Source organism: Lentzea sp. NPDC042327 (assembly GCF_040647275.1).
In the GTDB taxonomy this organism is placed as follows: Bacteria; Actinomycetota; Actinomycetes; order Mycobacteriales; family Pseudonocardiaceae; genus Lentzea.
The window spans coordinates 163,625-181,486 of sequence record NZ_JBEZBX010000010.1 but is presented as its reverse complement, the minus strand read 5'-3'; the positions used below and the strand labels follow the sequence as shown (position 1 = coordinate 181,486).

The 17,862-nt window shown below is 70.4% G+C and carries 19 protein-coding genes; 13 read left to right on the top strand and 6 right to left on the bottom strand.

Annotated elements, in window-relative coordinates; all coding sequences use genetic code 11:
* Positions 1–7 precede the first annotated feature (7 nt).
* From AB0A63_RS25880 to AB0A63_RS25855, 6 genes are all read left to right on the top strand, one after another.
* Positions 8–1,363, top strand: coding sequence for a serine/threonine-protein kinase (locus AB0A63_RS25880; protein ID WP_360395918.1), 1,356 nt, complete (start codon positions 8–10; stop codon positions 1,361–1,363).
* Positions 1,364–1,475: 112 nt separating this feature from the next.
* Positions 1,476–2,186, top strand: coding sequence for an ABC-2 family transporter protein (locus AB0A63_RS25875; RefSeq protein WP_360395916.1), 711 nt, complete (start codon positions 1,476–1,478; stop codon positions 2,184–2,186).
* Positions 2,179–2,976 (top strand): ABC-2 family transporter protein, encoded by a 798-nt coding sequence (locus AB0A63_RS25870; protein ID WP_360395914.1) that lies wholly within the window; start codon positions 2,179–2,181, stop codon positions 2,974–2,976. The genes AB0A63_RS25875 and AB0A63_RS25870 overlap by 8 nt, the downstream gene beginning before the upstream one ends.
* Complete coding sequence (locus AB0A63_RS25865; RefSeq protein WP_360395912.1) at positions 2,973–3,944, top strand: ATP-binding cassette domain-containing protein; 972 nt, start codon at positions 2,973–2,975, stop codon at positions 3,942–3,944. Before AB0A63_RS25870 ends, AB0A63_RS25865 begins: the two co-directional genes overlap by 4 nt.
* Before the next feature lie 59 nt (positions 3,945–4,003).
* Positions 4,004–4,351: a hypothetical protein gene (locus AB0A63_RS25860; RefSeq protein ID WP_360395911.1), complete on the top strand. Its 348-nt coding sequence runs from the start codon at positions 4,004–4,006 to the stop codon at positions 4,349–4,351.
* An 86-nt stretch (positions 4,352–4,437) separates the two neighbouring features.
* Positions 4,438–4,629, top strand: coding sequence for a DUF1918 domain-containing protein (locus tag AB0A63_RS25855; protein ID WP_360395909.1), 192 nt, complete (start codon positions 4,438–4,440; stop codon positions 4,627–4,629).
* On the opposite strand, the gene AB0A63_RS25850 is transcribed toward AB0A63_RS25855, so the two are convergent.
* The 3 genes from AB0A63_RS25850 to AB0A63_RS25840 form a co-directional block, all read right to left on the bottom strand.
* The gene (locus AB0A63_RS25850) at positions 4,626–5,438 is read right to left on the bottom strand and encodes an inositol monophosphatase family protein (protein WP_360395907.1); all 813 of its coding nucleotides are present in this window, start codon (positions 5,436–5,438) and stop codon (positions 4,626–4,628) included. The two genes, AB0A63_RS25855 and AB0A63_RS25850, sit on opposite strands and share 4 nt — an antisense overlap.
* A gap of 34 nt (positions 5,439–5,472) precedes the next feature.
* Positions 5,473–6,453: a malate dehydrogenase gene (locus AB0A63_RS25845; RefSeq protein WP_360395905.1), complete on the bottom strand. Its 981-nt coding sequence runs from the start codon at positions 6,451–6,453 to the stop codon at positions 5,473–5,475.
* Between the two features lie 113 nt (positions 6,454–6,566).
* The gene (locus AB0A63_RS25840) at positions 6,567–6,836 is read right to left on the bottom strand and encodes a helix-turn-helix transcriptional regulator (protein ID WP_360395904.1); all 270 of its coding nucleotides are present in this window, start codon (positions 6,834–6,836) and stop codon (positions 6,567–6,569) included.
* A gap of 80 nt (positions 6,837–6,916) precedes the next feature.
* Here AB0A63_RS25840 and map point away from each other — a divergent pair, with 80 nt between their 5' ends.
* Positions 6,917–7,732: a type I methionyl aminopeptidase gene (gene map / locus AB0A63_RS25835; protein ID WP_360395902.1), complete on the top strand. Its 816-nt coding sequence runs from the start codon at positions 6,917–6,919 to the stop codon at positions 7,730–7,732.
* 5 nt (positions 7,733–7,737) lie between these two features.
* Complete coding sequence (locus AB0A63_RS25830; RefSeq protein WP_360395900.1) at positions 7,738–8,355, top strand: pentapeptide repeat-containing protein; 618 nt, start codon at positions 7,738–7,740, stop codon at positions 8,353–8,355.
* Here AB0A63_RS25830 and AB0A63_RS25825 read toward each other — a convergent pair.
* The gene (locus AB0A63_RS25825) at positions 8,341–10,983 is read right to left on the bottom strand and encodes a TNT domain-containing protein (RefSeq protein WP_360395899.1); all 2,643 of its coding nucleotides are present in this window, start codon (positions 10,981–10,983) and stop codon (positions 8,341–8,343) included. The genes AB0A63_RS25830 and AB0A63_RS25825 overlap by 15 nt on opposite strands.
* A gap of 137 nt (positions 10,984–11,120) precedes the next feature.
* Here AB0A63_RS25825 and AB0A63_RS25820 point away from each other — a divergent pair, with 137 nt between their 5' ends.
* From AB0A63_RS25820 to AB0A63_RS25810, 3 genes are read left to right on the top strand one after another with little or no spacing between them, the layout of a single operon-like run.
* Complete coding sequence (locus AB0A63_RS25820; RefSeq protein ID WP_360395898.1) at positions 11,121–12,041, top strand: DMT family transporter; 921 nt, start codon at positions 11,121–11,123, stop codon at positions 12,039–12,041.
* Positions 12,038–12,886, top strand: a complete 849-nt coding sequence (locus AB0A63_RS25815; protein WP_360395896.1) for a bifunctional methylenetetrahydrofolate dehydrogenase/methenyltetrahydrofolate cyclohydrolase — start codon at positions 12,038–12,040, stop codon at positions 12,884–12,886. Before AB0A63_RS25820 ends, AB0A63_RS25815 begins: the two co-directional genes overlap by 4 nt.
* 13 nt (positions 12,887–12,899) lie before the next feature.
* On the top strand, positions 12,900–13,193 hold the full coding sequence (locus tag AB0A63_RS25810; protein ID WP_360395894.1) for a DUF3017 domain-containing protein: 294 nt from the start codon (positions 12,900–12,902) through the stop codon (positions 13,191–13,193).
* Here the strand turns inward: AB0A63_RS25810 and AB0A63_RS25805 are convergent.
* On the bottom strand, positions 13,190–13,765 hold the full coding sequence (locus tag AB0A63_RS25805) for a TetR family transcriptional regulator (RefSeq protein WP_360395892.1): 576 nt from the start codon (positions 13,763–13,765) through the stop codon (positions 13,190–13,192). The genes AB0A63_RS25810 and AB0A63_RS25805 overlap by 4 nt on opposite strands.
* A 72-nt stretch (positions 13,766–13,837) precedes the next feature.
* Between AB0A63_RS25805 and AB0A63_RS25800 the strand changes: the two genes are divergently transcribed.
* On the top strand, positions 13,838–14,404 hold the full coding sequence (locus tag AB0A63_RS25800) for a dihydrofolate reductase family protein (protein WP_360395891.1): 567 nt from the start codon (positions 13,838–13,840) through the stop codon (positions 14,402–14,404).
* Positions 14,405–14,481: 77 nt separating this feature from the next.
* Here AB0A63_RS25800 and AB0A63_RS25795 read toward each other — a convergent pair whose 3' ends face one another.
* Positions 14,482–16,515, bottom strand: coding sequence for an RICIN domain-containing protein (locus AB0A63_RS25795; protein ID WP_360395889.1), 2,034 nt, complete (start codon positions 16,513–16,515; stop codon positions 14,482–14,484).
* 255 nt (positions 16,516–16,770) lie between these two features.
* Between AB0A63_RS25795 and AB0A63_RS25790 the strand changes: the two genes are divergently transcribed.
* Positions 16,771–17,832 carry a hypothetical protein gene (locus AB0A63_RS25790; RefSeq protein WP_360395887.1) on the top strand — a complete coding sequence of 354 codons (1,062 nt, stop codon included), beginning with the start codon at positions 16,771–16,773 and terminating at the stop codon, positions 17,830–17,832.
* Positions 17,833–17,862 lie beyond the last annotated feature (30 nt).

Below are 17,862 nucleotides of genomic sequence, written 5' to 3'. Positions count from 1 at the left end.
GCCGCCCGTGACCGCACCCCACATCCCCGGCCTCACCCTCCTGAGACCCCTCGGCTCCGGCGGTTTCGCCACCGTCTACCGCGCCCACCAGGCCCAGCTCGACCGCGACGTCGCCGTCAAGATCGACAACCGCGTGCTGGCCGACGAGCGGGATCGCAGGAGGTTCGTGCGGGAGGCGCACGCGGCGGCCAAGCTGAGCGGGCACCCGCACGTCGTCGGGGTGCACGACGCGAACATCACGCAGAACGGCACGCCCTACCTGGTGATGGAGCTGTGCGACGGCGGGTCGCTGGCTGACCGGCTGGAGAAGCAGGGGCGGTTGCCGGCCGAGCAGGTCAGGGATCTGGGGATCAAGCTCGCGGACGCGCTCGCCGCCGCGCACAGGGAGGGTGTGCTGCACCGGGACATCAAGCCGGGCAACATCCTCGTCGACCGGTACGGGACGCCGAAGCTCGCCGACTTCGGGTTGGCCGCGCTGCTGGACGCGCAGGGCGGGAGCACGGTCACCAGGGACGCGCTGAGCCCCAGCTTCGCGCCGCCGGAGGCGTTCGCCATGGCGCCGCCGACGCCGCAGGCGGACGTGTACTCGCTCGCCGCCACGCTCTACACGTTGCTGGCCGGGAAGCCGCCGCGACCGGTGCCGTGGCCCATCACCAGCTTCGACCACCTCGGTGAGGTGCTGCGGAAGCCGGTGCCGACGGTCGACGGGGTGCCGTCGGCGTTGCACGACACGATCGCCCGCGCGTTGCACCCGGACACGACGCAGCGCACGGCGACTGCGGCGCAGCTGCGCGACGAGCTGCGGAGCTTGACGCCCCAGCAGCCCAAGGCCGCGAAGAGGTGGCCGCTCGTCGCGGCGGCCGTGGCGGTCGTGGCGGTCACGGCCGGGGTGCTGGTGTGGAGCTCCAATGGTGACAAGACGCAGGCGAGCACGCAGGACCCCCGGCAGCAGAGGACGAACGAGGTCGCGCTGGAGTCCGTGCCACCGTTCCTGAAGGTGTGCGACAGCGGTTTCTGCGTCGACAGCTCCACGTGCTTCCGCGGCACCGTGCAGGCCGGTGGTGCGGCGGCCACGGCGCGGCGGACCGGCAGTTGCTCGGAGGACCACTTCTGGGAGGCGTTCTCCGGCGGGTGGCTGTCGGGGCCGATCCCCACGACCGACCCGGAGGACCTGGCGAAGGCGCCGGAGCTCGCCAAGACCTGTTCACCCGAGGTGATGAAGGCGAACACGAAGGCCGGGGTCGACACGACCGGCTGGGACATCGTCGCCGTCGGCTTCAAGGACGGCGAGCGGAGCTACTACCTGTGCCTCGGGTCGCCGCCGGACGTGGGTGAGACGGTCACGGCCGCTTTCGGCAGTTGAACAAATCCACTTGCGACGGGTCGTAACGTGGACCGCTGTGCGTGTTCACGCCGATTTGATCATTGCTGGGTTCCGAAGGTATTCGACCTACCGACAGGCGATGCTGGCCGGGATGACCACGAACGTGGTCTTCGGCCTGCTCAGGGTCGCGGTCCTCGTCGCCGCCCTCAAGGCGGCGAACGGCGAGATCGCCGACTACGACATCGCCGCGACAAACACGTACGTCTGGATCGGGCAGGGGCTGCTCGGGTTCGTCCTGCTGTGGGGACCGAACGAGCTCGCCGAGCGAGTGCGATCCGGTGACGTCGTGGTGGACCTGTACCGGCCTTGGCACCTGTTGAGCGCCTTGCTCGCACAGGACGTCGGGCGCGGCGGGTACGCGTTCCTCGTGCGGCTGCTGCCGCCCGCGTTGTTCGGCATGCTGTTGTTCCCCTTCCAGTTCCCGGACAGCCCCCTCCGGTGGCCGCTGTTCCTGGTGAGCGCGCTCATCGCGCTGGTGTGCAGCTTCGGGGTGCGGTTCCTCGTGGAGGTCAGCGCGTTCTGGCTGCTCGACAACCGCGGGCTGTACGGGTTCTGGAACGTCACGTCCGGCCTGCTGTGCGGGTTGACCGTGCCGATCGCGTTCTTCCCGCAGTGGGCGCGGGACCTGCTGTGGATGAGCCCGTTCCCGGCGTTGCTGCAGGCGCCGATCGACGTGTTCCTCGGCCACGGCAGTGTCGTGAGACTCCTGCTGTACCAACTGTTCTGGGCCGTCGTGGTGCTGGCGCTCGGCCACTTCGCGTTGCGGCGCGCGGTGCGCAGGGTGGTGGTGCAGGGTGGCTGACGTCATCTACCCGCGGCTCATCGGCGCGCGGCTGCGCAGCCAGCTGTCCTACCGGGCGTCGTTCGCGCTGGACTTCGTCACGCAGGTGATCGCGCAGTGGTACGAGCTGCTCGTGATCCTGGTGCTGTTCGGCCAGGTCAACGCGCTGGGCGGGTTCAGCAGGGACGAGGTGCTGCTCATGTACGCGTTCGCTGGCGCCGCGTTCGGCGCCGCGGACCTGTTCGCGGGGCAGCTCGACAACCTGCCGACCTACATCCGCACCGGCAGCTTCGACGTGCTGCTGATGCGCCCGCTCGGCACGTTGCCGCAGATCATGGTGTCCGACATCCGGTTGCGGCGGATCGGGCGGATCTTCGGCGCGGTCGCGGTCATGGTCTACGCGCTCAACCGGGTCGCGGTCGACTGGTCGCCGGCGAAGGTCGCGCTGGTGGTCCTGACCCCGGTGGCGGGCGCGGTCATCTACAGCGCGGTGTGGGTGGTCGCGTGCTCGATCTGCTTCTGGATCGTCGACGGCCGCGAGTTCGCGAACGCGGTCACCTACGGCAGCGGCGCCTTCACCTCGTACCCGATCAACGTCTACTCCCGGCCGCTGCGCTGGTTCATGGCGTTCGTCGTGCCGGGGGCGTTCGTCGCGTACTACCCGAGCCTCGCGCTGCTCGGGAGGCAGGACCCGCTCGGACTGCCGGGCTGGGTCGGTTGGACATCACCGCTCGTCGCGGCACTGGCGGCCGTGGTCGCCGGGCTGGTGTGGCGGTTCGCGGTCGGGAGATACCGGGGAACGGGATCATGATCGAGGTCAGGGAGCTCCGCAGGGAGTTCAAGGTCGCCACCACCAAGGGCCTGCGGCGCAAGTACAAGACCGTCACCGCGGTGGACGGGGTCAGCTTCGACGTGGCGGCGGGCGAGGCCGTCGGGTACGTCGGCCCGAACGGGGCCGGCAAGTCCACGACGATCAAGATGCTGACCGGCATCCTGGTGCCGAGCAGCGGCCGGGTCCAGGTCAGCGGGGTCGACCCGGCCAAGCAGCGGCGGGACCTCGCCAAGCGGATCGGCGTGGTGTTCGGCCAGCGCAGCCAGCTGTGGTGGGACCTGCCGCTGCGCGACAGCTTCGACCTGCTCCGGTCGATCTACCGGGTGCCGCCGCCGGACTACCGGACCCGGCTCGACGAGTGCGTCGAGCTGCTGGGCCTGCGGGAGTTCCTGCTCACGCCGGTGCGGCAGCTCTCGCTCGGGCAGCGGATGCGCGGTGAGATCACCGCCGCCCTGCTGCACGCGCCGGAGCTGCTGGTCCTCGACGAACCGACGATCGGCCTGGACCTGGAGTCGAAGGAACGGCTGCGGGAGTTCCTCAAGGACCTCAACGCCCGCCGCGGCACCACGCTCCTGCTCACCACGCACGACCTCGACGACATCGAACGGCTCTGCCCGCGGCTGATGGTGATCGACCACGGCCGGGTGCTCGCCGACGGGGCGCTCGACGCGCTGCGCGAGGAGGTCACGCCGGAGCGCGAGCTGGTCATCGACCTCAGGGAACCCGGCCCCGCGCCGGACGTCCCAGGAGTGACGGCCGTGCGCAGCGAGGCGAGCGGGACGCGCCACCACCTGACGTTCAGGAGAGCGGAGACGACGGCGGCCGAGCTGATCACCAGGGTCGTCGCGCAGGTGGAGGTGCACGACCTCGCCGTCGTGGAGCCGCAGATCGACGACGTCATCAGGAAGCTCTACCAGCGCCAGGTCGAAGAACACGCCCACCGGTAACCGCAGGTCGGTAGAGTCGGGGACAACACAAACGGACACTTCGGGCAGAGGGAGAGCGAATGCGCCTTATCGGACCGCTGGCGGCAGCCGTCATCGCGTTGGGCAGCTTGACGGCCTGCGACACGATCCAGGGAGTCAGCGACACCGCGGACAAGGTGAAGCTGTGCGCCGACGCGATCCAGCTGGTCGGGTTCTCACCGGACCTGAGCGACCCGCAGAAGGCGCTGGAGGACACCAAGGCCAAGGCGACCGACCTCGAGAACCTGGCCAACTCCGCACCCGACGAGCAGGTGAAGAAGGCGCTCGAGGAGGCCGCGAACGGCATGCAGAACGTCGGTTCCGCGGCGGACTGGGTCACGCAGAAGGCTGACATGGTCGCCAAGGTCTCCGCCGCGTGCGGTGGATGAGCACTCGAGTCCCTGTTGCGCACCTCCGGAAGCGGCCTAGGCTTTGACGCCTGACCTCACGCCGCTCCCGGAGGTGTCGCAGCGCCATGCAAGCAACAGTTGGTGACAGGCTCCACGTCCACAGCCGCTCCATCGGTCTCGAGGAACGCCTCGGCGAGATCCTCGAGGTCCGCGGCACCGACGGTGCCCCGCCCTACCTGGTCCGCTTCAACGACGGCCACGAGGGCCTCGTGTTCCCCGGACCCGACTGCGTCGTCGAGCCGCGCGGAACCGTCTAAGCCAGCGCGGTCGCGATCAGCTCCTCGGCCAGCTGGGGAGTCGCCGCCGCCACACCGGACCACCGGCGGGACAGGTCCGGGTCGAAGGTGAACGGCCGGCCGTGCAGGTCGACCAGCACCCCACCGGCGGCCGGCACGGTGACCAGCGCCGTGGCCAGGTCCATGATCCGGTGTGTATCGGTTCCGGGATCGATGAAGCCGTCGACGGTCCCCTCGGCCACGAGCATGGTCTCCAGGCACGTCGTGCACAGCACCCGGATGCGGTCGGCGCGGTTCGCGATGCGCAGCCACGCGTCCTGGGTGCCGGTCTTGGGCCGCATCAGGCAGATCGACGCACCGTCCAACGACGTGCGCCCCGTCGTGCGGAACGGCGTGTCGACACCCGCGCGCGCATGCCACGCACGGCCCGTGTCGAACCATGTGGTCAAAGCTTCGGTAGCCGTGTCGTCAATGACAACGGCACCGGCGAAGCAGGAGAGCGGAACGCCGAACGCGGCGTTCGCGGACCCGTCGACCGGGTCGATGACGAGGGTGACCGCCGAGCCGTTGTCGACGAACCCGGCTTCCTCGGACAGGAGGTTCACGCGACTGCGGTGGATCGACTCCAGGATCGCGTCCTCGACGATGCGGTCGACGCGCATCGTCGGTGTTCCGTCCGCACCGTCGGCGACCTCCTCGCGGAGCTCGAGCCGGGTGTGCGCGGAACGGGCACGCCCGTACGCCGCCGACGCCGCACGGGCGGCGTCAGCGAGCGCGGGGTGCACGTCGTCGGAGATCTGCGGCTGGGGCACGGGCCAGGGAATCAGCACGTGCCCCACAGTGCCACGAAATCCGCGCCGCGGATCAGATCAGGCCGAGGCCCTTGACCGCGTCGCGCTCCTCGACCAGCTCGGCCACGGAGGCGTCGATGCGGGCGCGGGAGAACTCGTCGATCTCCAGGCCCTGGATGATCTCGTACGAACCACCGGAGCACTTGACCGGGAACGACGAGATGATGCCCTCGGGCACGCCGTACGAGCCGTCCGACGGGATGGCCATCGAGGTCCACTCGGTGCCGTTGACCCAGTCGTGGATGTGGTCGATGGCGGCGTTGGCGGCCGAGGCGGCCGAAGACGCGCCACGGGCCTCGATGATCGCCGCACCGCGCTTGGCGACGGTCGGGATGAAGTCGTTCTCCAGCCACGCCTGGTCGTTCACGGCCTCGGCGGCGGTCTTGCCACCCACCTCGGCGTGGAACAGGTCCGGGTACTGGGTGGCCGAGTGGTTGCCCCAGATCGTCATGTTCTTGATGTCGGTGACCGCGACGCCCAGCTTCTTGGCGAGCTGCGACAGGGCGCGGTTGTGGTCCAGGCGCGTCATCGCGGTGAAGCGCTCGCGCGGGACGTCCGGCGCGTGCTGCTGGGCGATGAGGGCGTTGGTGTTGGCCGGGTTGCCGACCACGAGCACCTTCACGTCGTCCGCGGCACCGGCGTTGATCGCCTCGCCCTGCGGCTTGAAGATGCCGCCGTTGGCCTCCAGCAGGTCGCCGCGCTCCATGCCCTTGGTGCGGGGGCGGGCGCCGACGAGCAGGGCGACGTTCACGCCGTCGAACGCGGTCTTCGCGTCGTCGGTGATCGTGATGCCCTTGAGCAGCGGGAAGGCGCAGTCGTCGAGCTCCATCGCGGTGCCCTCCGCGGCCTTCAGCGCCGGGGTGATCTCCAGCAGCCGCAGGTTGACCGGGGTGTCCGGGCCCAGCAGGTGGCCGGAGGCGATGCGGAACAGCAGTGCGTAGCCGATCTGGCCGGCGGCACCGGTGACAGTGACGTTCACGGGCGTGCGGGTCATGAGCCTTCCCGAATGACGGTCCTCGTTGACGTCGGGCAGGTCGCCCGGCGTCCCGCACGTTACCAACACGGGGAGCGACCGAGGGTGTGAGAGTGGACAACCACGCCGAGGTGCTAGGACACGGCGTCGAGCGGCTGGTCGGCGCCGCGCCAGGTGTCCGCGAGCTCCTGCACCGGCACGCCGAGGGCCTCGCCGAGGCAGATGATCGTGCCGAAGCCGGGCGTCGGGAGACGGCCCGTCTCGATCTTGCGCAGGGTCTCCGGCGAGATGCCGGCCGACTGCGCGACCTCCACGAGGTCCCGCCCCGCCCGTGCGCGCCGCAGCAGGGCGCCGAGTCGGCGGCCGGCTTCGATCTGCTCTGGCGTGAGCGGTTGGCGGACCATGCCACCAGGATAGGTTGGTATTACTATACCGACAAGTGTTAGGGTGCCGGTATAACTATACCAAGCCAGTGAGGTAGCTCGTGATTGAACTGAAGTCGCCTGCGGAGATCGACCGCATGCACGTGACCGGGCGCTTCGTGGCCGAGGTCCTCACCGAGGTGGGCCGGCTCGCCGACGTGGGCGTCAACCTCATGGACCTGGAGCACCACGTCCGCGGGATGATCTCCGACCGCGGTGCCGAGTCCTGCTACTGGGACTACGCGCCGTCGTTCGGCAAGGGCCCGTTCCGCAACGTCATCTGCCTGTCGGTCAACGACGCCGTGCTGCACGGCCTGCCGCACGACTACGTGCTGCGCGACGGCGACGTGCTCACCGCCGACATCGCCGTGGGCATCGACGGCTGGGTCGCCGACTCCGCGCGCACCGTCATCGTCGGCACGCCCGCGGAGGAGGACCAGCGGATCGTCCGCGCCACCGAGGAGGCGCTGGAGGCGGCGATCGCGGTGGCCCGCCCCGGCAACCGGCTGGGCGACCTGTCGGCGGCGATCTACCAGGTGGCGCGCTCGTACGGCTACCCGGTCAACACCGAGTTCGGCGGCCACGGCATCGGCCGCACCATGCACGAGGACCCGCACGTGTCGAACAAGGGCCACGCCGGCCGCGGCATGACCCTGAAGCCGGGCCTGACGCTCGCGCTCGAACCGTGGCTCGCCCGCACCACCGACAAGATCGTCTACGACCCGGACGGCTGGACCATCCGCTCGGCCGACGGTTCCCGCACCGCGCACTCCGAGCACACCGTCGCGATCACCGAGGACGCTCCCCTGGTGCTGACGCGGCGCGAGTCGGAGAAGGCCGCACCGGTCGAACAGGTGAGCGACGCTCCGGCACACTAGGGGCCGTGGACAACCCCGTCGAAGAAACCGGCCCGGTCGAAGAGGTCGGCGAGGACTACGCCGACGCGAACATGCCGAACCAGCACTGGGAGAAGCGGTCCTTCACGGACTGCGACTTCACCGAGGCGGACCTCCGCGAGCTGGTGACGACGGGGTGCACGTTCACCCGGTGCGACTTCACCCGGACCGACCTGGGCGAGTCGAGGCACCACGCGACGGCGTTCCGGCAGTGCACGTTCGACCGCACGGTGCTCACGCGCTCCAGCTTCACCTCGTGCAGCCTGCTGGGGTCGAACTTCGCGGACTGCGTGCTGCGCCCGGTCACGTTCACCGAGGTCGACTTCACGCTGGCGTCGTTCGTGAAGGCACCGCTGCACGGCTTGAAGCTGGGCGGTCAGCGGTTCCGCGAGACGAACCTCAGCGAGGCGGACCTGCGCAACACCGACCTCAGCCGGGCGGACCTGATGGGCGCGCGGCTGCTCGACGCGAAGCTCGACGGGGCGGACCTGCGCGGGGCGCAGATCGACGCGAACGGGCTCCGGCAAGCGAAGCTCGCCGGAGCCCTGATCGACATCGACACCGCGGTCTCGTTCGCGGCTGCCTACGGCCTAGTTGTCTCCTGAGCCCGTGATCTCCACGAGCACACCCTCGGCGATCATCTCCTCGACCGCCTTCGGCAGCAGGTAGGCGGTTCCGCCGCCGGGCTGCTCGAACCACGGCACCGCCACGCCGGTCAGCACCTCGAGCGGCCGGCGCAGGCGGTAGACCCGGTACGGGCGGTTGATCCACGACGGCACGAGGCTGCGTTCCGGGAACGGCGTTCCCGCCACGTACACGAGGTTGCCGCTCTGGTCACCGTAGCGGTCGACCTCGGTGCCCGCCGGCAGCTCGAACATCTGCTTGTGGCGGAACAACGTCAGCGGCGGCTCGCCGGCCAGCGGGGTGATCGGGAACTTCCGCTTGGCCGGGTCGTCCTGCTGCACGGCGACGGGTGCCGGTGCGGGGGCGGGTGCCGGGACCACGGCCGTGGGGGCCGGGGGCAGCGGGGCCGGGAGCGGCGGGGCCTGCATCGGCGGGCGCTGCGGGGGCACGGGGCGGCGCGGTTCCTCGCGGAAGCCGTTGGCGATGGGCCGCTGCGGTGCGGGCGGGGTCTGGCCGCGGGGCGGGATGGTGCGGAAGTTGCCCATCACGAGCCGGCCGACCAGGTACGCCGAGGCGTCCTCGACCTTCTCGAACCGCACCGGGTTCTTCGGGCCGTGGTCGAACCAGCACACCTCCCAGCTGTCGCCGTCGAGGCGCAGGTTCCAGGTGCGGTCGGCGGGTTCGCCGCCGATGCGGTAGACGCCGTGCGGCACGTTCAGGTCGTCCAGCGCGCGGCGGGTGCCCGCGAGCTCGCGGTCCTCCTCCGGCGTGACCTGGCGCGGGTGGGGCTCCGGCTCCGGCTCGGGTTCCGGCTCGTCGTCGGCGAAGAGGGCCGCGTCGAACTGGGCGGTCTCCTCGACGACCGGCACGGCGGGCTTGACCGGTGCGGGCGGCACCACCGGCGCGGGCTCGGGAAGGCGCTCGGGTTGGTGCTGGGTCTGGTGTTGGGGTTGGTGTTCGGGAAGGCGCTCGGGGAGGTGGAGGTCGCGCGAGTCGAGCTCCGCGGTCGTGCGCAGCTCCTCCTCGGCGAGGTCGGGCTCGTCGGCCTCGACCGCGACGACCGGGTGCTCCTCGGTGACCTCGGTGGCGTGCTCCAGCGGTTCGTCCGGGACCGGGCTCCACGCCATCGTGTCCTGCATGGCGTCGCGCGGGCGGTCCTCGGCCTCCGGCACGAAGCTGTCGGTGCGCTCCTCCTCGCGGTGGTGCGTGAACAGCTCCGGCTCGTCCTCCTGCTGGTGCGTGAAGAGCGCGGGCTCGTCGGGTCCCGCGGTCGGCACCTCGGGCTCGTCGTCCGGCTCGACGACGGCGACGGGCTCCTGCTCGTCCTGCTCCGGCAGGTCGTCCTCGACCTGGGCGAACTCCTCGGTCGGGTGCGGCGCGAAGAGGTCCATGCCGGCGCCGTAGGTGTCGCGCAGGTGCCGGTCGTCGACGCGGTCCGGCACGCCGTCGGAGTCGAAGATCACCCGGTAGGGCGGGCCGTCGTCCGCCAGCGGTGCCGCGACGGAGACCGGGCGGCCCAGCGGTTCGGGGTCGTCGTCGAGCGGGGCGCGCTCGGCGGTCACCTCGACCGGCTCCTGCTCGGCGGCGTGCTGAGGTTCCGGCTCGTCGTCGAAGTCGGGGGCCGGCATGAACCGGGTCGACTCCTGCGGCGGCTCGAAGTCGGGCTCGTCGTCGAACTTCGGTGCCTCGACGAACTGCGTCGCGTCCGGCTCCGGTTCGCGGGTGGCCTCGGGTTCGGGTTCCTGCTCGGGGGCCGGGCGGGCCTCGACCGGCGGGGGCGGCGGCAGCACCGTGCCGGGAGGAGCCGCGGGCGCGCCGATGTTCGCGGCGGCGGCGAGCCGGGTCTCCTCGGACACCTCGGGCAGCGCGAAGCCCCTGCCGCGGGCCCGCTCGACCAGCTCCGGCTCGGGCGGCACGCCGTACTTGCGCAGGTAGTAGGACACGCCGGCGGGCCAGATCCACACGCCGTCGGTCTGGAACCCCGCGGGCACGACCGGCGGGGAGTCCGCGGCCAGCAGGTCGGCGTCGAACCCGCGGCCGGCCACGGCGACCGGCGCGTTCGACAGGTAGGCGAGCAGCGGCGCGACCTCGGGCTCCGGCACCGGCGGGCGGTTGACCGACGGGCGGCCGTTCGGACCGGCGCCGTCGAACACCCGGACGCTGCGGAACACCGGCGTCGGCGGGTTCAGCCTGCGGCGCAGCCAGTCGGGGACGTTCTCGTCGGCACGCGGGAAGAACCGCATCTCGTCGACGTACGCCTGCGGAGGCGGCGGCGTCTGCCACTTCGGCTCCGCGCGGTCGAAGTCGAGGTTGTAGCTCGACGGGTGGTCGAGCTGGTAGCGGGCGTTCGACCAGCTGCCCCTGCCCTCGCGGTGCATGCCGGCCCTCAGCCGCGCGAAGAGCTGCGCGACCTCCTGCGGCGGCGCCCACGGCCGCGAAGTACCGTCCGCGACGTGCAACTCGGCGGCCAGCTCGAAGTACCGGCCGGTGGCGCGGTACTCGGCGACCACCCTGCGCCAGTCCTCCGGGGCGGCCCGCATGAGGGTCAGGCCGATCTGCTTCACCAGAGCGTCCTGCTCGGTAGGGTTCAACGGCTTCGGCTCGGACACGCCAACATCTTCCCCCGCAACTCGCCGGATCGCACACGTCCCCCGCCGCTGCGCCGAACGGTGGAGGCCCGACCATAACGCGGGTGGCGTCCACGTTAAAGCTGATCAAGAACACCCCCGTCGGAGCAGGAGGCCCCTTGTCACGGTCCGCACAGGTGTCCGGCGGTCTCGTCGCGGCACTCAGTGGAGTGGCGATCGCGGTCCAGGGACGGGTCAACGGCTCGCTGGCCCAAGCGCTGCAGAACGGTCCCCTGGCCGCGTTGGTCTCGTTCGGCGGCGGGCTGATCGTGCTGCTCGCGGCCGTGTTGTCCCGGTCGTCGGCACGCGCGGGGCTGCGGCGGCTGGCCGACGCGCTGCGGCACCGCCGAATCCGCTGGTGGGAATGCATCGGCGGGATCAGCGGCGCCTTCCTGGTCGGGTCGCAGGGCATCGCGGTCGCGACCATCGGTGTGGCGGTGTTCACGGTCGCGGTGGTCGTCGGCCAGCTCGTGAGCAGCCTCGTGGTGGACCGGGCGGGCCTCGGGCCGGGTGTGCCGAAGGCGCTGACGAAGACCCGCGTCGCCGGTGCCGGGCTCGGTGTCGTGGCGGTCGCGGTGGCGGTGTCGCACCAGTTCACGTCGCCGGGCACGTTGTGGCTCGCGGTGCTGCCGCTGGTCGCCGGGCTGATGATGGGCTGGCAGCAGGCGGTGAACGGGCTGGTGCGCGAGGCCGCCCAGCACTCGATGGCGACGATCCTGGTGAACTTCAGCGTGGGCACGATCGCGTTGACGCTGGTCAACCTGGCCGTGCCGCGCGGTGTGCCCGGTGCGTTCCCGTCGCAGTGGTGGCTGTACCTCGGCGGGTTGCTGGGCATCGTCGGCGTGGGCGGCGCGATCGTGTCCGTGCGGTTCATCGGCGTGCTGATGGTCGGGCTGTGCGGCGTGAGCGGTCAGCTCGTCGGCGCCGTGCTGCTCGACGTGGTCAGCGGGCACCTCGCCACGGCGACGGTGGTGGGCGTGGCGCTGACCCTGGTGTCGGTCGGCGTGGCGGCGTTGCCCAGTGGGAGGATGGTGCGGTGACTGCGACGCTGCTCAACGGCCGGGAAACCCGAGACGCGCTGTTCGAGGACCTGAAGGCGAGGGTCGCCGCACTGCCGGCGCCGGTGGGTCTGGCGACCGTGCTGGTCGGCGACGACCCCGGTTCGCACTCGTACGTGAAGGGCAAGCACACCGCGTGCGCGAAGGTCGGCATCGCGTCGATCCGCCGCGACCTGCCCGCCGAGACCACCCAGGAGGAGCTGGAGGCCGTCATCGACGAGCTGAACGCGAACCCCGAGGTCACCGCCTACATCGTCCAGCTGCCGCTGCCGAAGCACCTCGACGCGAACGCGGTCCTGGAGCGCATCGACCCGCGCAAGGACGGCGACGGCCTGCACCCGGTGAACCTGGGCAAGCTGGTGCTCGGCGAGACCGCCCCGCTGCCCGCGACCCCGCGCGGCATCCTCGAACTGCTGCGCCGCTACGAGGTGCCGATCGCCGGCGCGAACGTCACCGTGGTCGGCCGCGGCGTGACCGTGGGCCGCCCGATCGGCCTGCTGCTGACCCGCCGCAGCGAGAACGCCACCGTGACGCTGTGCCACACCGGCACCAAGGACCTGGCCGCGGAGGTGCGCCGCGCGGACATCGTGATCGCGGGCGCCGGCTCCCCCGGCCTGATCACGAAGGACATGGTCAAGCCGGGCGCGGCCGTGGTCGACGTCGGCATCACCCGCACGGAGAACGGCCTGGTCGGCGACGTGGCACCGAACGTGGCCGAGGTCGCCGGCCACCTGGCGCCGATCCCCGGCGGGTCCGGCCCGATGACCGTCGCGATGCTGCTGACGAACACCGTCGAAGCCGCCGAGCGCGCCCATGCAGCGGTCTGACGCAGAAGCGCTCATGCCGGAACAGCGCTGGCGGTCGGGTGCGGGCAAGCACCTGCCGTTCGCGCTGGTCCTGGGCGTCGGGGTGCTCGGACTGGTGCGGATCTTCCAGTACCACTGGCGGCAGGGCGCCGTCCTGCTCGGGGTGTCGCTGCTGGTCGCGGCCGTGCTGCGGGTCCTGGTGACCGACGAGCAGGCCGGCCTGATCAAGATCCGCGGCCGCGGCATGGACGCGTTCCTCTACAGCACGCTCGGCGTCGTGGTGATCGCCGTGGCGCTGACGATCACCGGCGGCCCGCTGAGCCGCTAGGCCGGACCGATCACGCGGTCGACGAGGTCTTCGACGAGCCGGTCGAGGTCCTCGTCGGCCAGCACGTCCGGCAGCGTCAGCCGCTCGTGGACCAACCCCGTCATCGCCAGGTACAGCAGCACGACCGCCGTCCGGTCGCCGGGCAGCCCCGCCTCCTCGTTGAAGCGCACGTTGAAGTCGAGGCCCTCGGCGACCGTCTTCGTGATCGCGGTGCGCAGGTCCGGCCGCCGCGTCGACTCCAGCCGCAGCTCCATCATCGCGAGCCAGCAGGCCTTGTCGGCGTCCGCCCGCTTGATGATGTCGTGCATGAACTTCACGGTCAGCGCCCGGTCGCGCGGCAGTGCGAGCGACTCCGCGACCGAGGAGTCCGACGGTTGCAACCGCTGGAACACGCGGGTCATCACCTCGGACATCAGGTCTTCGCGGCTCGCGAAGTAGTTGGACGCCGTGCCCGCCGGCACCTCCGCCCTGGCGTCGATCGCCCGGTAGGTCAGCCCGCGCGCGCCCTCTTCGGCCAGGACGTCGACCGCCGCGTCGAGCAGCGCCGTTCGCCTCGCTTCGTTCCTCACCACGATTTCCTCCTTGCAACCACTACACACATAGTACTACGGTTGTCGTGGTTGGAGCTACAGGAGGTTCTGGGGATGCGAAAGCTCGTGTACTACGTCGCCACCACGCTCGACGGTTTCATCGCGGCCGAGGACGGGACCTACGACGGGTTCGTCTTCGAAGGCGACCACATGGAGGGCATCAACGCCGAGTACCCGGACACGCTGCCCACGCAGTTCCGCGAGGCGCTGGGGCTGCTGGACGCGCCGAACAAGCACTTCGACACGGTCCTGATGGGCCGCAGCACCTACCAGGTGCCGGGCGGGCTCGCGTCGCCGTACGCGCACCTGCGCCAGTTCGTGGTCTCGACCCAGATCACCGGCACGCCGCCCGACGTTGAGGTGATCCGCGAGGACGTCGTCGGCCGGGTGCGCGCGCTCAAGGAAGAGAACGGCCAGGACATCTGGCTGTGCGGCGGCGGCAAGCTGGCCGCGACCCTGCTGCCGGAGATCGACGTGCTGCTGCTCAAGATTCACCCGGTCGTGTTCGGCCGCGGCATCCCGCTGTTCGACGGGAAGGCCGACATCACGAAGTTCACGCGCACCGACGCGCGGCTGTTCGAAAGCGGGGTCTCCTTCATGACCTACGAACGCAGTTCTTGATCCCGCCGACCGTGCGGGTACGGCGAAGGGCTCCTCCCGCTGCGCAGCGGGAGGAGCCCTTCGTCCTCACACCGGGATCAGGCGGTGGCGTGGAGCGTCCACCGCTGGTTCGTCAGACCGTTGACGTCCCAGATGCCGACCGCGGCACCGTTCTGCACGGCGTTGCCGATCGCGTCGGCGGCCTTGCCGGCCAGGACGCTCTCCAGCACGTAGCTGCCGTCGGGCTGGCTGGAGAACGCGAACTGCTCCGTGTCGCCGTAGTGGCAGTCGTACTGGATGAGCTGCGAGCCGTTGAGCTGCACGCCGTTCTTGACGTCGAGGCACTTGCCGGACATCACGTTCTTGAGCGCGTACCGCTTGCCGCCCAGGTCCACGAGGTCCCACGCCATCTTGCCGCCGCCGACGCAGTCCCACAGCTCCTGGCCGGCGAGGTTCGCGAGCGCACCCTGGTTCGGCGTGTCCCACAGACCGGCGGTCTGCAGGCAGCGGCCGGACTGGACGCCCTTGAGCTGGTAGCGGCCGACGGCGATCGTGGCGACGTCCGAGCGGTGCACCAGGTTCAGCAGGCGCCAGCGCTGGTGGCCGTCGTTGGTGCCGACGTAGGTGGTGACCGGGCTGGCGTTCGGCGTCTGGCCGTCCCTGACCGTCACGAACTTGCCGGTGCCGACGTTCTTGATCTGGTACGTGCCGTCGGCGTTCTCCAGGAAGCTCCAGCGGTGGTAGCCGTTGTTCGCGTCGCACGGGTACTGGCGCAGCAGGTCGCTGTGGCCGTCCATGCACTGGCGCGAGTTGCCGTTCATGAGCAGGTACTCGTTGGTGGCGACCTGCTTCAGCGCCCAGACCTGCTTGGGGGCGGGGCGGATGCAGTCCCACAGCTCGTTGTACTGGCCCTGTTCGATGGCCTGCGCGTCGACGCCGGCGATCTGGGCGCACCGCCCGGAGGCCTGGCCCTGCAGCTCGACCACCAGCTCGTGGGCGGGCTTGATCTGGTCGCGCTTGGCGGCCTCGTACCGGCCGAGGTTGATGAACTCGTTGCGCGCCTTGAGATCGCCGGCGAGTGCGGCGGTGGCGGCCGCGACCACGTTCGGCAGGTACCCGTCGCGCTTGGCGCGGTCGAGGATCTCCTTGATCTGCTTCTCGGTCTCCACGGCGCGGGCCGCGTCCTCCTCGGCGACGTCCCTCTGGTGCGCCGTGTGGATGCCGGTGAAGATGAAGGCCTTGATCTGCGCCGCGTCGTGGGTGTCCAGCGCGCCCTGGGCGGCGGCCTTCACGAACTTGCGCGCCAGCGGAGCCCGGTAGACCTCCCAGGTGAACTCGCTGTCGGTCATGACCTTGAGCGAGGTGGTCAGCTCCGCCTGGGCCGCGACGCGCCACGCGTCACCGCGCGCCTTGAGCATCGCGTCCCGCTCCTCGATCGCGGTCCGCTCGCGCTCGGCCGCCTCGCGGCGGCGCTGCACGTCGAGGTTGTAGGCGGTGAAGATGCCCTCGGTGACGAACTTCTGGCGCTGCTCGTCGGTCGAGGTGTTGGTCAGCACGGCCGAGGCCTGCGCCTTGATCTCGGGGTTCTCGGTGCCGTTGGTGTTGATGAACAGCTTGGTGACGAACTCGCTCAGGTTCGAGTCGAGGTAGTACCGGTCGACGTTCATCCAGCCGATGAGGTCGGTGGCCTTGAGCCGCTGCCGGTGCCGCTCGTCCATGATCGGGATGGCCCGCACGTCCTCGCGGAAGGCGAGGTGGATGCCGGTGACGATGAAGTCGTAGCAGGCGTTCTCGTCGGTCTCGTTCGTGAGCGCCTTCAACGCCTCGCGCTTGACGGCGCTGTCGCGCGGAGCGTTGTTGTAGATCCAGATGACGAAGTTCAGGTCGGCCATCCGGGCTTCCCTGGACGTCACCGACGCGCTGATCGTGCTGGCAGCGGCCAGTTTCTGGTCGAAGTCCGACACCAGGGCGGCGGAGAAGCTGACCGTCGACACGTCGGCCGGTGCCGAGGGGTCGACCCCCGGCGGTGCGGCGAGTGCCGGAGTGGCGAACAGGCCGCCGGCCAGCGTGATGGAGACCGTGAGCGCGGCGACTGCGCGCAGGCCACGGTCACCCAGACTGCGTCTGGACAAGGTGAATCCCCCAAGATTCGTCGTAACGGCATCTGCTCCAAGCGCGGCGTGAACCCCCCAGGCCCGGCCGCTCGACTCCCCAGTCGTCGGATGCCGTGGGGAACTTCGCACGGCGCCCGCCTTGTCCGCAATGCGGTGTGAGCTGGGTCACTTCACTATCGGTGTCCCCGCGGGCACTCGAAGTGCTAGGAACTTTTAGGGCGATCAGCCCACCACGTGAAGTTCTGGGGGGAACACATGGGGCGTCATGCGCTCATGCCTGCGTTTCTCGCCGCCGCACTCGCGGCCGGCGCCGTCGGAACCGTCCACGCCACTCCCGCGTTCGCGGAATCGGTGGCCATCAGCACGACCGCCACCGCACTGGCCGCGTCCATGCGCGAGACGGTGTTCCAGATGTCGTTCAACGCCGCGCTGCAGTCCGAGGTGCGCGACGCCGCCTACGTGGCCATGGCCTCCAACGACGAGGCGAAGATCCGCGAGTTCGTGCTCGTCGGCTACGGCAAGGCGAAAACCCGTGCCACGCAACGAGAAAGACTCAACACCGACATCATCCGGGAGATCAACCGGACCGCCATCCCCGGCAGCGAGGTGCAGGGCTCGTCCCTGAGCGCGCTGGGTTCCTCGTTCAACGCCCAGGAGCTGTACGTCCACAGTGGATACGACCGGGCCGTGGAGCTCGACCGCGTCCACGACAACAAGCGCCAGGAACGGCTGGCCCGGCTGTCCGGAGAGGACCGCGCCTACGTCGCCCACCTCGCCGCCACCGACCCCGGCGTCCAGGTGCGGGCCGCGGCGCAACGTGCGCTGAGCGGTGGTGACGACCGGTCGATCGGCCTGTTCTTCGCCTACGAGTGGAAGATCGGCGCCGAGCTCGACACCGAGCGGTTCGTGCGGACCACGACCGAGCAGAACCAGGTCTGGCACGACCAGATCGCACGGCTGACCGCGTCCGCGCTCGCGGCGGAGGCGGCCGAGCGGGAGGCCAGCGGGGAGCTGGCGCGCAAGCACCGGCTGGAGGCCGAGCAGCTCTGGGAGCAGGTCGACCGCGAGGCAGGCGAGTCCTCTGTGGACTGGCTGGCGGAGAAGGCCAAGGCGGACAGGCAGGCGGCGATGTGGGCCGAGGTCGCCGAGTACGCCCGTGGCGCCCAGTCGGAGCAGGACTGGCTCGCGATCCTGGCGCAGGCTAACAGCGGCCGCATCACGTGGGAGGAAGCCGCCGGCAAGGCCCGCGACTCCGCCGCCCACTGGCAGGCCGTCGCCGAACAAGCACGCAAGGCGGCGAAGGACGCCGCCGACCGCGATCTGGGGGATCGCTGACACCATGAAAAGAAGATCATCAGGCGCCAC